This window comes from Entomohabitans teleogrylli, assembly GCF_001484765.1.
GTDB classification, from domain to species: Bacteria; Pseudomonadota; Gammaproteobacteria; order Enterobacterales; family Enterobacteriaceae; genus Entomohabitans; species Entomohabitans teleogrylli.
Window position 1 is genome coordinate 133,254 of record NZ_KQ947378.1, and the last position, 12,843, is coordinate 146,096.

Genomic DNA, 12,843 nt, shown 5'->3' on the forward strand with positions numbered 1-12,843 from the left:
CTTTTTCTCCTTGTGGTCATCGGGGAAAGCGAATAACGACCTACGCTTTGCAGAATCCATACCAGCTTGAGAATTTTTTAATTTATTGAAAAATAATGCGTTGTTTTTTATCACCGTGCAGGATATGGCGGAAAATGTAACAGGGGCAGGAAAACTGAGCGGAGTTGGGCACAGGGAGAGTGTTCGCAGGTAACCGGTTCAGAAGGAGATAACGTATTTACTATGGCAGGGAACAACTGGCCGCTAAAAGCGCTTAGACGAAGGATGTGAATAACAGGCCCCAGGTATCGGCGCCTGTGTTGTTTGTGGGCATTGCTGTGTCAGCGCAGCAGTTCATCCACCCGCAGAAGAATAAATTCGTTATCGTCCGCGGTATCAGGCTGGCGGCTGGCGGAGAACGGAAAGTTGTTATCATTGCCGACAATAATGTGGTTCTTGTCCACGACATCCACATTTTCAATGGTGAAAAACGGAAAGGTAAAGACTCCATCATTCAGCGGCTTGCGCGCCAGTTTGTCGGGATCCTGAATCTTCAGCAAATCGATCCAGGCCTGTTTTTCCACTGGTTTACCGGCATTTGCGTTGGAGAAGGCAACGCGATACACGCGCTTGAACTTCGCGACATTGCTGAAACAGTGTTCAGTCGCGGTACCTGCAGCACAGGCGCGATCGGCGGTGCCTTCGCCATTGTCGCGTTCGATGATCAGCCCGTGGCTGGCATCGATCATATTAAAATCGCCAATCGCATGCTGATTATCTTCCAGTACATATTGCCAACTGCGACCGGTCCACGCCTGCTGTTTGACGTCGAACTCCAGTAACCGCAGGTAGCGCTTGCCATCGATGTTTTCATACTGCTTACCATCCCACAAAGCCCCTTCCAGCAGTGGGTAAAGCATGCTGCCATCCGGCGCGGCGGCCATCCCTTCAAAGCCTTTGGAGCGCGCCACCTGAAAATTAAGCTGGCCGTCCGGGGCGCCGGGCAGCGTCAGGGTTGGGTTGTCCGGCGATTTCACTATCTTACCGTCAACCGGGGTATCGAAAACCGCCAGAATGCGGCCATCAAGGTCAGCTTTGATCAGATACGGGCCAAACTCTTCGCCAATCCACAGCGCATTATCGGCAAACTGGAAACTTTCCGGATCGAAATCGCTGCCGGTCAGATAGCGCTTTTCGCTACTTTCATTAACGATGTGGAACGGTACTTTTTTGTCCGGATCGTGCAGAAATATTGTTTTCAGCCGGGTAACCTCGCCGCTGGCGAAATCTACCTGGTATTGATTGAGATACAGCATCGCATCCGGCGAGTTGGCCTTGTTGCCGAAACCGTTGTCGGTAAGTACCCAGTACGTACCGTCGGCCATGCGCTTGATGCCTGAATGGCCCTGCAGCGGCTGGCCGTCGATCGGCAGGCCAATACCCGTGGGGCGATCGGCAGATTTTCCCGCCACGCTGCCGGGTTTGGTCACCCGCTTGCCGCTGGTGTATTTCCCGCTTTGCCGCAGGTCGGCCGGCGCGTCTTCAGGCGCCGCCAGTGTGGATTTCACCGGTAATACTGCATGGCCGGCCAGTACGGCGGGAACTTCCTGCTGGGCCAGCAACGGAGCGCTGAACGCCATACCGCTCAACAGCGTCAGTTGGGATAGTATTTTTTGCATATTTAATCTCCCTGAACCAAAGGTAAAAAGCAGCGTTGATATTAGGGAGTGGCGATGACAGAAATATGACCTGGCGCTGTCAGCGATGGGCAGCAGGCGAGATAGTATGAAGCTCCCGGGCGCGCTGGCGCCCGGGAGAACGCAGGTTGTTCGCGGCAATCAGGCCGTAGCCTCTTCCTCCGCCAGCCTGACCTGCGCTTCGGCGACGATGGCTTCCAGTTCGCCAAGCATATCGTTGTAGCCGAACTCCCCGGGGTTGGCAGGATTCTGGCTAACGCTGATTTCCACTGCCGCCGGGGGGACGACGGCTTTTTTCTTTTTGTGGGGGGCTTTTTTACTCACATTTGACTCCGCTAATCCATCATCCATCTATACCGGTAAATCTATCAGTAATGCGCGTACAGGCGAATCGGCAACAAGGGTAATGTTAGCTTCATCACGAATAAACGCACCGTCGCCGCAGGTCAGCGACCCTTTATCTTCTGCCGGGGTCAGCGCATGGATACTGCCGTGAATCGACTGCAGATAGGCGCGTGGCCCCTGTAAACGAAACGGTATCCGTTCACCTTCTTCCAGACACAGATGGTGGATCCATACTTGCTGGCGCAGGATCAGACTGCCCTCCTGCCCGTCCGGCGACGCCAGCAACTGATGTTTCACCGGCGGTAGCGGGATTTTTTGAAGCAGCGGATTCTCCCGTTCCGGGCAGGCATCCATCCACAGTTGCATACGCGTCAGGGAACTTTCTTTACTGACATTCTGCTCGCTATAGCTTACACCGTCCTGAGTGGAGATCAGCAGCGCTTCGCCGGCGTCAACCTGTACGGCATTACCGGCGCTATCGCGGTATTCGGCACTGCCGTCGAGCACCAGATTCAGGATATCCACTTTGGGATAGGTGCGCGGCTGGAAGGCGGCGCCCGGCGCCAGTACCTCCTGGTTTAATACCCGCAGGGAGGCGTAACCCAGCAATTTGGGATCAAAATAGTGGCCAAAAGAAAAGGTGTAGCGGGCCTGCAACCATCCATAATCGGCCTGGCCGCACTGTTTGGCTGTGCGTGGCGTAATCATAATAATAACCTCTCTTTCTGTATCACCATGTTAAATGTCTGGACGCTGCATTGTTAGCCAGTTAATCTGCTGGGTATGTTCAAATTTCCTGAATGAGAACGCGATGGCAAAAGACAGAGCATTGACGCTGGAAGCGTTGCGGGTGATGGATGCGATTGACCGGCGTGGCAGCTTTGCCGCGGCGGCGGATGAGCTGGGGCGGGTGCCTTCGGCGCTGAGCTATACCATGCAAAAACTTGAAGAAGAGCTGGATGTGGTGCTGTTTGACCGCTCCGGACATCGGACCAAATTCACCAATGTCGGGCGTATGCTTCTGGAGCGCGGGCGGGTATTGCTCGAGGCGGCGGATAAGCTCACTACCGACGCGGAAGCGCTGGCCAGAGGCTGGGAAACCCATCTGACCATTGTGACCGAAGCTTTCGTACCGGCGGTATCGCTCTTCCCGCTGGTGGACAAACTGGCGGAAAAGGCCAATACCCAACTGTCGATCATGACTGAGGTACTGGCCGGCGCCTGGGAAAGCCTTGAGCAAGGTAAAGCGGATATCGTGATTGCGCCGGATATGCATTTTCGATCTTCTTCCGAGATTAACTCCCGTAAATTGTACAAAGTGATGAGCGTCTACGTGGCGGCGCCAGACCATCCGATTCACCAGGAGCCGGAGCCGCTGTCCGACGTCACCCGGGTGAAATATCGCGGCGTGGCGGTGGCGGATACCGCCCGTGAGCGCCCGGTGCTAACGGTACAACTGCTGGACAAACAGCCGCGTCTGACCCTGAGTTCTATGGAGGATAAGCGTCAGGCGCTGCTGGCCGGAATGGGGGTCGCCACGATGCCCTGGCATCTGGTGGAGAAAGATATTGCCGAGGGACGCTTGCGGGTGGTTAGTCCGGAGTCGACCAGCGAGCTGGACATCATTATGGCCTGGCGGCGCGACAGTATGGGGGAAGCCAAATCCTGGTGCCTGCGCGAGATCCCGAAGCTACTGGGTAAGGTATACGGTTGACATAGCGCGGCTGGCAGCGCTTCAGGAGCGGCGTTCGACTGCCGCTCCCGGCGCCCGGTTAACTGAATCGGGTATCCCGGCCGTGAGGCTCGTTAAGATCCTGATGCGGGCCGATGGAAATGATCCCGGTGGGATTGATGGTTTTATGGCTGCGGAAATAGTGGTTGCGAATATGGTCGAAATTGACCGTTTCGGCAATGCCGGGCATCTGGTAAATATCGCGCATAAAACCGTACAGGTTCAGATAGTCGCTGATGCGGTATTTATCGCATTTAAAGTGGGTCACATAGACCTGATCGAAGCGGATAAGCGTCGTCCACAGGCGAATATCCGCTTCTGTTAACTGGTTGCCGGTCAGGTAACGGCGCTGGCCGAGAATTTGCTCCAGCCGCGCCAGTGAGTTAAAGAGACTGCCGACGGCGTCGTCATAGGCTTGCTGTGAAGTGGCGAAACCCGCCTTGTAAACCCCATTATTGACGGTGTCATAAATCCAGCCGTTCAGTTCGTCGATCTTGTCCCGCAGCGCAGGCGGATAGTAGTCTCCCGCCCTGGCGCCCAGCGCGTCGAACGCGCTATTAAACATCCGAATAATGTCCGACGATTCATTACTGACAATGGTCTGCGTCTGTTTATCCCAGAGAACCGGGACGGTGACGCGGCCACTGTAGTGGGGATCGGCCTGCAGATAGAGTTGATACAGGTATTCGTGCTGGTACAGAGCATCGCCGGTGGCGGCGGGGAAACTGTCGTCGAAGGTCCAGCCGTGCTCCAGCATTAACGGATTGACCACTGAAACCGGCAGCAGGGATTCCAGCCCTTTCAGTTTGCGGACGATCAGCGTGCGGTGCGCCCAGGGGCAGGCGAGGGAGACATAAAGATGGTAGCGATCTTTTTGCGCCGCGAAGCCGCCGTCGCCGGTCGGGCCAGGGGCGCCATCGGCGGTCAGCCAGTGACGGAATGCCGGGGCGGAACGCTGGAAACGTCCGCCGGTGGATTTGGTGTCGTACCAGGTGTCGTGCCAGACACCGTCAATCAGTTGTCCCATGATGTTCTCCTGATACTGAGCCGGGGAAAAGGCGGGAGGCTATTTGAGTATACCTGTCATACCTGAGCTTGCATGCATGTCGCGCTTTTCAGAATGCCAGACAGCGCTGCGACCCGGGTGGGGCCGCAGCGCTGAGGGATTACCAGTTTTTCTTCAGGACGCGGTCAATACTGAAGGCGCCCGGTCCGAACAGAGCCAGCAGCAGGTAACCGCCTGCGATGGTCATGTTCTTCATAAACATCAGCGAGTTCACCCCTTCGGCAAAGTTGCTGTGGAACAGTAAGGCGGTCAGCAGGGTAAACAGTGCGGTGATCAGCGCCGTGGTGCGGGTCAGGAAACCGAACAGGATGGCCAGACCACCGCCGAACTCAAGCAGAATCGTCAGCGGCAACAGGAACCCGGGAACGCCCATGGCTTCCATATACTGTTGGGTGCCGGCATAAGCGGTAATTTTTCCCCAGCCGGCGACAATAAATAGCACCGGCATTAAAATACGCGCAATCAGAATGCCAACATCTTCGAATTTTTTCATTTTTCTCTCCAGGAGACCTTTAAAAAAGGGCAACACTGCCCGGGGCTATTGTTCCTGCATTTCCGGGCGAGTAGCCATCAATGCCGGCGATGGAGAGGATAATAGAGGGGGCGTCGGGGGATTGTTAGCAAGAAAAACTGTTATTTTTGTTCAAAAAAAATGATGATGAGGCGCGAAGCGAAACCTGACGCTCTTAACGCGCCATTGGCGCGATAAGAGAGGCATGTCAGGTTATTGAGGGTTAGCGAAGCTGGCGCAGCGCATTCCGCGCCAGACGCCAGGTACTCCAGGCGCCAAAGCCGCGCCGCGCCCAGCGTAGCAGGAAGTTGGGATGACGCACGCTCCACACCGCCATCACGCCGCTGCCAACCAGCGCCCATGAGCGCAGGCTGAGCAGGGTATTCCAGCCGCGATCCCAGGGCGCGGTGGCATACTGCCACTCTTTACGGCAGGCGCTGAGATCGAGACGCTGCTGCTGGATCTGCCCCAGCAGTATCGCCTTACGCTTCTCGCGCTCGGCACGCGTCATGATTCGTCCTCCAGCAGCGCCCGATCGTTTTCCAGCTCATTGCGGGTATGGCGCAACAGCGTGGAACGACGGGCCTTACGCAACGTCATAATACCGCCGATCAACGCCAGCAACAGCAGCACGACGGTGGTGGCGATCATCACATTCAGGCGGTATTGCGGATCGACGGCCCAGATAACCAACACCATCAGGCTCATAAGCCCGAAGGCGGCGAACAGTAGCGTCAGCCCGAGCATCAGCAGCAACTGGAAAAGGTTGGCTTTTTCTTCTTCCAGCTCGATAACGGCCAGCCGCAAGCGGGTTTCCACCATTCTGACGACAATGGCGATCATCCGCTGACCGATGCCGATAACGCTTCTGCCGGGCCCCTGGGGGTGATGGGTATCAGACATCATTAACGCCGCGCCAGCAGAACGCCCAGTACGATACCGACTGCCGCGCCGATGCCTACGCCGGTCCACGGGTTTTCGCGCACGTAGTCATCGGCTTTGGCCGCCGCTTCCTTCGTCTGGCGCGCGATAGCATCGCTGGTTTCGCCTAAGCGGTAGCGGCTCTCTTTCAGGGCCTTCTGCGCTTTACTGCGCAGCTTTTCCAGTTCATCTTTCGATTTTTCGCCGGAAGTGCTCAGCACTTCTTCGAGAGTATCTGCCAGGGATTTTAATTCAGCGCGCAAATGTTCTGAGGTGGAATCTTTAGACATAGTTTTCTCCAGATGATTATTAATAGCCAGTTCCGTGGTGGAAGCTCATTTATAGCATAGCAGAAGCGAACGGGGGCAAAGGCTTTAGGGTCGCGACGGTGCCTCCCGGGAACCAGGGCACCGCCTGATGGCATTAATAATTACGGGACAACAGCGCCTGCAGCTCGCTTTCGTCCTCGGCCAGTTTTCGTTGCTGTTTGGCAATTTTTTCCGGGTCGCCTTTGCGACGCGCTTCGTCCAGTTCGGCCTTGCGTTCGGCGATATCTTCACGCTTATCGGCGATTTTTTTCTGGTGATCGGCAAGTACTTTACTATCGGTGCAGTGCTCACGCACTTCGCTGAGGGCTTTCTTCAGCCCGTCGATGCGATGCTGGTTGCCGTGTTTTTCGGCGTAGCTAATTTCGCGCAGGATTGACTGCTCTTTTTCACTACACGGCGAGGCGCTTTGGGCAGCGGCGACGGTAGTAAAAGAGAAAAGGGCCAGAGCGAGAATTGAGCGGTAATTCATGGTAAAACCTTCCTTTGTGCAGCCAGTCTGTGGTAGACCAGCTCTGTTCCAGTGTCTGTAATACATTGAATTGGTGAATTTCAAATGCCGACTAATCATAGCCGGGTATCAGACAAAACCCAAAGGATTGGCGCAAAATCAGAGTGGTGGGAAACTACCCGAAGCGTCGGTATTCCCCTTTCAGGCGCGACAGCAGCATATGCGCCAGATCGTTATCTTCGGCGGCGGCGACAATATAGTCCTTCGGCAGCGCCTGTTGCAGGATCTGCCGGGCGGCTTCGCTCTGGGCGCTGGAGTCGAACTTAACCAGCAAGATGTTGTTTTGCGGGGTAATGCTTCTGACGCTGATTCCCCTGGCATCCAGATGATGCCAGACGAAGAAACCGTCCGGCGCGCTGGCGCCGGCGTGGGTCGCGCGGATTTCCAGCGTGGCGTCGTTATGGCGCGCAGCGGACCAGGCCAGCGCCAGTACGCCGGCCAGCAGGCTAACAGACAGAATGTAACGAAACGGTCGAGGAATGCGCATACTAAGCCGTGTTAACTCCGGTTACCGTATTTTTTCTTCCACACCACCACCAGTGAACCGACCAGGCCAAAGACCAGCAGGATTACCGGCAGCAGCATCAGGCACGACATCAGTGCATCTTCATATTTCATAAACACCGGCGTTTTACCTAACAGGTAACCCAGCGTTGTTAAAATCAATACCCACAGCAGACCGCTCATCCAGTTGAAGAACTGGAACCGGCCATTATTCAGCCCGGAAAGGCCGGCAAGGGTCGGCAGCAGGGTGCGGACAAAAGCGATAAAGCGGCCAATCAGCAGCGCCGACAGCCCGTGTTTATGGAACAGATGATGGGCGCGTTGATGGTAGTGGGCGGGCAGATGGGCCAGCCAGTTTTGCACGATCCGCGTATTGCCCAGCCACCTTCCCTGAATATAACTGAGCCAGCAGCCCAGACTGGCGGCGGTAGTCAGCAGCACCAGCGTTGGGATATAACCCATCGCGCCTTTGGCGATCAGCACGCCGACCAGAATTAGCAGACTGTCGCCGGGCAGGAAAGCGGCGGGTAGCAGACCATTTTCCAGAAACAGAATCATAAACAGCACAAAATAAAGCATGCCAATCATTGATGGATTGGCGAGTGTTTCGAAATCCTGGCTCCACAGAGCGTTAAGCAGTTGGGTAAATAGTTCCATTCATGTTTCCTGGCACATCGTTAAAACCAGTGGTATACGAGACAACAAATCGAGCTACGGCGTTATGGTTAGCGTTTTATATGCCGCAGCGGCTATCAGGAATTTTCTCTTTATCACAGTTCCTTGTGAAACTGATGCAATGCTCAGGCATTGCGTGAGAAAGTGCTGACGATTGTAACAAAGCGCGCTGGATAGCGTCACAATATTTCCGCGCGAGTGAGTCCTGATTTTGCTTGCCTGAAGGGGGTCTGGCGAGGGTATTTACAAACGCTGACACTATATCGCGTTTGCTTACCCCCGTCGGGAAATGTTTATTTCTGTGGATGGGCGGCGGTATCAAGATGCACCACCGGATTTTCGGCAAACAGGTAGCGATCGGCGTTGAACTCGAAGTCATCGCTGGTTTCATTGAATAACATCTGCTTGGTGTTTTCCAGATGCTGCCACATGGCCAGTTTGGCGGCATGCGGATCTTTGCGGATCAATGCCTTAAGGATTTGATCGTGGTCGTCGCACCAGTGATCGACGGTGCGCAGATCGATATGCTCATGGAGTTTTTTCCAGTAAGGGTTGTGGACGCGCTGGGTCCACATTTTCTCAACGATGGCCGCCAGGGCGCTGTTCTGGGTCGCCAGAGCGACCTGAACGTGGAACTGTAGATCCCACTCTGAATCGCGGAAACATTTTTCGCTGCGCGCCTTTTCCTGAATATCCATCAGCTTAACAATATCCTGCTTGGTCACCTGGGTGGCGGCGAACTCGGCAATATTGCTTTCAATTAACTGGCGCGCCTGTAACAGTTCAAAAGGACCAAAGCTGGCGAACTCCAGGCGTTCATCCGGCAGCGCGCTGTGTTTCGGCTGACTGGAGATCACGTGGATACCGGAACCTTTGCGTACCTCAACGTAGCCTTCCACCTCCAGCATGATAATGGCTTCGCGCACGACGGTGCGGCTGACGTTTTTCTCCTCGGCAATAAAGCGCTCGGCGGGGAGTTTTTCTCCGGGCTGATAAACGCCGCCTTCAATCCGCTCTTTCAGTTCGGCAGCAAGCTGCTGATATAAACGTCGGGGTTCCGTTATTTCCATGCGCGGCTCCAGGTTCCAGGAATATATTTGGCTTATTTAATTTGTTATACCACTTTTCGCAAGGCACCTCCAGAAAGGAAGTGAAAAGCCGCCGGCAGGCGGCTCGGGGTTGATGGCAGACCTCATTGCATTATCAATGCTGCAGATATCACCCGCTAAAAAACACGGAAAATCAACGTATTGATTTTCGGCTGATAACCACAAAGCAGGAAGAACCACGCTTTTTCCTGCTTTGTCAGCGGTCGGGAGCCGCCGGCTGGCGGCCCGGGAAGGTAGAACGCGGCGCCGTTGCTGCGGGCGCCGCAAAAAAGCATCAATGCTGTACAGCGGCGGCGGATGTCGGGAGCGTTTCCAGTTCATTGGCCGGTTTATTTTTCAACACCGTCCAGATAACCAGCGCCCCTAACAGATCGAAGACGGCCAGCGCGGCAAACAGCGGGCTGAAGCCCATCGTATCCGCCAGCGCGCCGACCACCAGAGCAAACAGCGTACTGGCGGTCCATGCCGCCATGCCGGTGAGGCCATTGGCGGTAGCGACTTCGTTACGACCAAAGACATCGGAAGAGAGGGTGATCAGCGCGCCAGACAGCGCCTGGTGGGCAAAACCGCCGACACACAGTAGCGCGATGGCAATATACGGGCTGGTGAACAGGCCGATCATCCCCGGGCCAATCATCAGCAGCGCCCCGAGGGTCACCACCATTTTACGTGAGACTATCAGGTTAACCCCAAACCAGCGCTGGAACAGCGGCGGCAGATAACCGCCGATGATACAGCCCATATCGGCGAACAGCATCGGCATCCAGGCGAACATGGCTATTTCTTTGAGATTAAAACCATACACCTTAAACATAAACAGCGGGATCCAGGCGTTAAAGGTCCCCCACGCCGGCTCCGCCAGAAAGCGCGGTAGCGCGATGCCCCAGAACTGGCGGTTGCGAATGATTTGCCACGCCGACATCTTGCGGGCATTTTGGGTCTGGTGCTGGGCCTCCTGGCCATTAATGATGTAGTCGCGTTCTTCGCCGGTGAGATGTTTCTGGTCTTTGGGATGTTTGTACAGCCACAGCCACAACATCGCCCAGGCAAAGCTCAGCACCCCGGTGATGATGAACGCCATTTCCCAGCTGTGCCAGACGATCGCCCAGACCACCAGCGGCGGGGCGATCATTGCGCCAATGGATGAGCCAACGTTGAAGTAACCCACCGCGATAGAGCGTTCTTTGGCCGGAAACCATTCGGAGCTGGCCTTCAGCCCTGCCGGGATCATGGCCGCTTCCGCTGCCCCAACCGCGCCGCGCGCAATGGCCAGACCACCCCAACTGCCTGCCAGCGCCGTGGCGCCGCAGAACACCGCCCACAGCACGGCGAACATCGCATAACCCACTTTGGTACCGAGAATATCCAGAACATAGCCGGCTACCGGCTGCATAACGGTATAGGCCGCGGAGTAAGCGGCGATGATGTAAGAGTACTGCTGAGTGGTGATATGGAGCTGCTCCTGAAGCGTCGGCGCGGCGACGGCCACTGTATTACGCGTCAGGTAACCCAGCACGGTGCCGAGTGTCACCAGTGCGATCATGTACCAACGTAAGCCTTTGATCTTTCTCATTTCAAACCTCTGGTTGTTATGTATTGCGTCAGGAGAGGCGGCGAATTCATGCCTGGCGCCTGCGCGATAGCTGTAACGAGCGGCTGAAACGGGAAGGGGATTCCCGGTACAGGCCGGCTCTTGCCATTGAAAAGTACTGCCTGAGGCAAACTCGGTTTCCGTACCGGTAAAGCAATAGATAACTCGCCGTTATTCACTCATCGGTGGTATATCGGCGGCGCATACGATAACTTGTCATACATCTTTAAAAGTTGAGTGATATCACAAAAGCGTTTTTAATTGTGTGGGTATGTAAACGGGGCTGCAGGCCAGATTTGGCGCGGATGGCGAGCTAAAAATGGCGGCTAAACGGTTTCTCAATATGTATTTTTTGTGACTCCTTTCACGAAAAATTACTCGGTTGGATTAAATTGGTGTGATAACTTTAGTGGCATTATGTGCAAGTATTCGAATAACGCATCCGGAGGATGAACCACTATGTCTCAGTTTATGACCGAAGACTTCTTATTGGACACCGAATTTGCCCGCCGTCTGTACCATGATTACGCCAAAGATCAGCCGATTTTCGACTATCACTGCCACTTGCCGCCGCAGCAGGTCGCTGAGAATTACCGCTTTAAAAACCTGTATGATATCTGGCTGAAGGGCGATCACTATAAATGGCGGGCGATGCGTTCCAACGGTGTTGCTGAGCGCCTGTGCACCGGCGATGCCAGCGATCGCGAGAAGTTTGAGGCCTGGGCGCAGACGGTGCCGCATACCATCGGCAACCCGCTGTATCACTGGACCCACCTGGAACTGCGTCGTCCGTTCGGCATCACCGGCAAACTGCTTTCGCCGGCCACCGCGGAAGAGATCTGGAACGAATGTAACGCGCTGCTGGCGCAGGACAATTTTACCGCCCGCGGCATCATGAAACAGATGAACGTGAAAATGGTCGGCACCACCGACGATCCGATCGACGATCTGCGCTATCACCGCCAGGTGGCCGAAGATGGCAGTTTCGACATTAAAGTGCTGCCCAGCTGGCGCCCGGACAAAGCGTTTAACATCGAACAGGACACTTTCGTTGACTATATCGGCAAGCTGGCCGCCGCCGCGGACGTCGAGATTCGCCGCTTCAGCGATCTGCAGGCCGCGTTGAGTAAGCGCCTGGATCACTTTGCCGCTCACGGCTGTAAGGTGTCTGACCACGCGCTGGACGTAGTGCTGTTCGCCGAAGCAGACGATGCGACGCTGGACGCGATTCTGGCGCGCCGCCTGTCAGGGAGCGCCCCGGACGCGCATGAAACCGCGCAATTCAAAACGGCGGTGCTGGTATGGCTGGGGGCGGAATATGCCCGCCGCGGCTGGGTGCAGCAGTACCATATCGGCGCGCTGCGCAACAATAACCAGCGCCAGTTCAAATTGCTGGGGCCGGACGTCGGCTTTGACTCCATCAACGATCGTCCGCTGGCGGAAGAGCTCTCTAAGCTGCTGAGCAAGCAGAACGAAGAAAACCTGTTGCCGAAGACCATCCTTTACTGTCTGAACCCGCGCGATAACGAAGTACTGGGCACCATGATCGGCAATTTCCAGGGCGAAGGGATACCCGGAAAAATGCAGTTCGGTTCCGGCTGGTGGTTCAACGACCAGAAGGACGGCATGGAGCGCCAGATGACGCAACTGGCGCAATTGGGTCTGCTGAGCCGCTTTGTCGGGATGCTGACCGACAGCCGCAGCTTCCTGTCGTATACGCGCCATGAATATTTCCGGCGCATTCTGTGCCAGATGATTGGCCGCTGGGTAGCGGCGGGCGAAGCGCCGGCGGATATCAATCTGCTGGGCGAGATGGTGAAAAACATCTGCTTTAACAATGCGCGCGACTACTTTGCCATTGAACTGAACTAAGGCG

At 55.5% G+C, this 12,843-nt stretch carries 15 protein-coding genes; 2 read left to right on the plus strand and 13 right to left on the minus strand.

Annotated elements, in window-relative coordinates:
• Positions 1–320 precede the first annotated feature (320 nt).
• From AQ981_RS06195 to AQ981_RS06205, 3 genes are all read right to left on the minus strand, one after another.
• Positions 321–1,658 (minus strand): esterase-like activity of phytase family protein, encoded by a 1,338-nt coding sequence (locus tag AQ981_RS06195; protein ID WP_058910887.1) that lies wholly within the window; start codon positions 1,656–1,658, stop codon positions 321–323.
• Positions 1,659–1,817: 159 nt separating this feature from the next.
• Positions 1,818–2,000: a hypothetical protein gene (locus AQ981_RS06200; RefSeq protein ID WP_121500626.1), complete on the minus strand. Its 183-nt coding sequence runs from the start codon at positions 1,998–2,000 to the stop codon at positions 1,818–1,820.
• Between the two features lie 27 nt (positions 2,001–2,027).
• Positions 2,028–2,729, minus strand: coding sequence for a pirin family protein (locus AQ981_RS06205; protein ID WP_058910889.1), 702 nt, complete (start codon positions 2,727–2,729; stop codon positions 2,028–2,030).
• Between the two features lie 103 nt (positions 2,730–2,832).
• Here AQ981_RS06205 and AQ981_RS06210 point away from each other — a divergent pair, with 103 nt between their 5' ends.
• Positions 2,833–3,735, plus strand: coding sequence for a LysR family transcriptional regulator (locus tag AQ981_RS06210; protein ID WP_058910890.1), 903 nt, complete (start codon positions 2,833–2,835; stop codon positions 3,733–3,735).
• Between the two features lie 58 nt (positions 3,736–3,793).
• On the opposite strand, the gene AQ981_RS06215 is transcribed toward AQ981_RS06210, so the two are convergent.
• The 10 genes from AQ981_RS06215 to AQ981_RS06260 all read right to left on the minus strand — a co-directional run bounded on the left by AQ981_RS06215 (position 3,794) and on the right by AQ981_RS06260 (position 10,949).
• Complete coding sequence (locus tag AQ981_RS06215) at positions 3,794–4,780, minus strand: glutathione S-transferase family protein (RefSeq protein WP_058910891.1); 987 nt, start codon at positions 4,778–4,780, stop codon at positions 3,794–3,796.
• Positions 4,781–4,919: 139 nt separating this feature from the next.
• On the minus strand, positions 4,920–5,312 hold the full coding sequence (locus tag AQ981_RS06220) for a DoxX family protein (RefSeq protein ID WP_058910892.1): 393 nt from the start codon (positions 5,310–5,312) through the stop codon (positions 4,920–4,922).
• A 241-nt stretch (positions 5,313–5,553) separates the two neighbouring features.
• The gene (locus AQ981_RS06225; protein WP_121500621.1) at positions 5,554–5,844 is read right to left on the minus strand and encodes a YqjK-like family protein; all 291 of its coding nucleotides are present in this window, start codon (positions 5,842–5,844) and stop codon (positions 5,554–5,556) included.
• The gene (locus AQ981_RS06230; RefSeq protein WP_058911083.1) at positions 5,838–6,233 is read right to left on the minus strand and encodes a phage holin family protein; all 396 of its coding nucleotides are present in this window, start codon (positions 6,231–6,233) and stop codon (positions 5,838–5,840) included. The genes AQ981_RS06225 and AQ981_RS06230 overlap by 7 nt, the downstream gene beginning before the upstream one ends.
• A 2-nt stretch (positions 6,234–6,235) precedes the next feature.
• Positions 6,236–6,541, minus strand: coding sequence for an ElaB/YgaM/YqjD family protein (locus AQ981_RS06235; RefSeq protein WP_058910894.1), 306 nt, complete (start codon positions 6,539–6,541; stop codon positions 6,236–6,238).
• A 133-nt stretch (positions 6,542–6,674) separates the two neighbouring features.
• Positions 6,675–7,049: a DUF1090 domain-containing protein gene (locus AQ981_RS06240; protein WP_058910895.1), complete on the minus strand. Its 375-nt coding sequence runs from the start codon at positions 7,047–7,049 to the stop codon at positions 6,675–6,677.
• Between the two features lie 154 nt (positions 7,050–7,203).
• Positions 7,204–7,575, minus strand: a complete 372-nt coding sequence (gene mzrA / locus AQ981_RS06245) for an EnvZ/OmpR regulon moderator MzrA (protein ID WP_058910896.1) — start codon at positions 7,573–7,575, stop codon at positions 7,204–7,206.
• A gap of 11 nt (positions 7,576–7,586) precedes the next feature.
• Entirely contained in the window at positions 7,587–8,249 is a 663-nt protein-coding gene (gene yqjA, locus AQ981_RS06250; protein WP_058910897.1) for a DedA family general envelope maintenance protein YqjA, read from the minus strand.
• A 311-nt stretch (positions 8,250–8,560) separates the two neighbouring features.
• A complete protein-coding gene (exuR, locus tag AQ981_RS06255) occupies positions 8,561–9,337 on the minus strand; it encodes a transcriptional regulator ExuR (protein ID WP_058910898.1) in 777 nt (258 codons plus the stop codon).
• Positions 9,338–9,650: 313 nt separating this feature from the next.
• Positions 9,651–10,949, minus strand: coding sequence for an MFS transporter (locus AQ981_RS06260; protein WP_058910899.1), 1,299 nt, complete (start codon positions 10,947–10,949; stop codon positions 9,651–9,653).
• 477 nt (positions 10,950–11,426) lie between these two features.
• On the opposite strand from AQ981_RS06260, the gene uxaC reads away from it, so the two are divergent.
• Positions 11,427–12,839, plus strand: coding sequence for a glucuronate isomerase (uxaC, locus tag AQ981_RS06265; protein WP_058910900.1), 1,413 nt, complete (start codon positions 11,427–11,429; stop codon positions 12,837–12,839).
• Positions 12,840–12,843: the final 4 nt, after the last annotated feature.

Excerpts from the sequence above, each read along its gene's own strand:
- AQ981_RS06195 (WP_058910887.1), bottom strand. The coding sequence starts at position 1,658 with ATGCAAAAAATACTATCCCAACTGACGCTGTTGAGCGGTATGGCGTTC.
- AQ981_RS06205 (WP_058910889.1), bottom strand. The coding sequence starts at position 2,729 with ATGATTACGCCACGCACAGCCAAACAGTGCGGCCAGGCCGATTATGGA.
- AQ981_RS06210 (WP_058910890.1), top strand. The coding sequence starts at position 2,833 with ATGGCAAAAGACAGAGCATTGACGCTGGAAGCGTTGCGGGTGATGGAT.
- AQ981_RS06215 (WP_058910891.1), bottom strand. The coding sequence starts at position 4,780 with ATGGGACAACTGATTGACGGTGTCTGGCACGACACCTGGTACGACACC.
- AQ981_RS06220 (WP_058910892.1), bottom strand. The coding sequence starts at position 5,312 with ATGAAAAAATTCGAAGATGTTGGCATTCTGATTGCGCGTATTTTAATG.
- AQ981_RS06230 (WP_058911083.1), bottom strand. The coding sequence starts at position 6,233 with ATGTCTGATACCCATCACCCCCAGGGGCCCGGCAGAAGCGTTATCGGC.
- AQ981_RS06235 (WP_058910894.1), bottom strand. The coding sequence starts at position 6,541 with ATGTCTAAAGATTCCACCTCAGAACATTTGCGCGCTGAATTAAAATCC.
- AQ981_RS06240 (WP_058910895.1), bottom strand. The coding sequence starts at position 7,049 with ATGAATTACCGCTCAATTCTCGCTCTGGCCCTTTTCTCTTTTACTACC.
- mzrA (WP_058910896.1), bottom strand. The coding sequence starts at position 7,575 with ATGCGCATTCCTCGACCGTTTCGTTACATTCTGTCTGTTAGCCTGCTG.
- yqjA (WP_058910897.1), bottom strand. The coding sequence starts at position 8,249 with ATGGAACTATTTACCCAACTGCTTAACGCTCTGTGGAGCCAGGATTTC.
- exuR (WP_058910898.1), bottom strand. The coding sequence starts at position 9,337 with ATGGAAATAACGGAACCCCGACGTTTATATCAGCAGCTTGCTGCCGAA.
- AQ981_RS06260 (WP_058910899.1), bottom strand. The coding sequence starts at position 10,949 with ATGAGAAAGATCAAAGGCTTACGTTGGTACATGATCGCACTGGTGACA.
- uxaC (WP_058910900.1), top strand. The coding sequence starts at position 11,427 with ATGTCTCAGTTTATGACCGAAGACTTCTTATTGGACACCGAATTTGCC.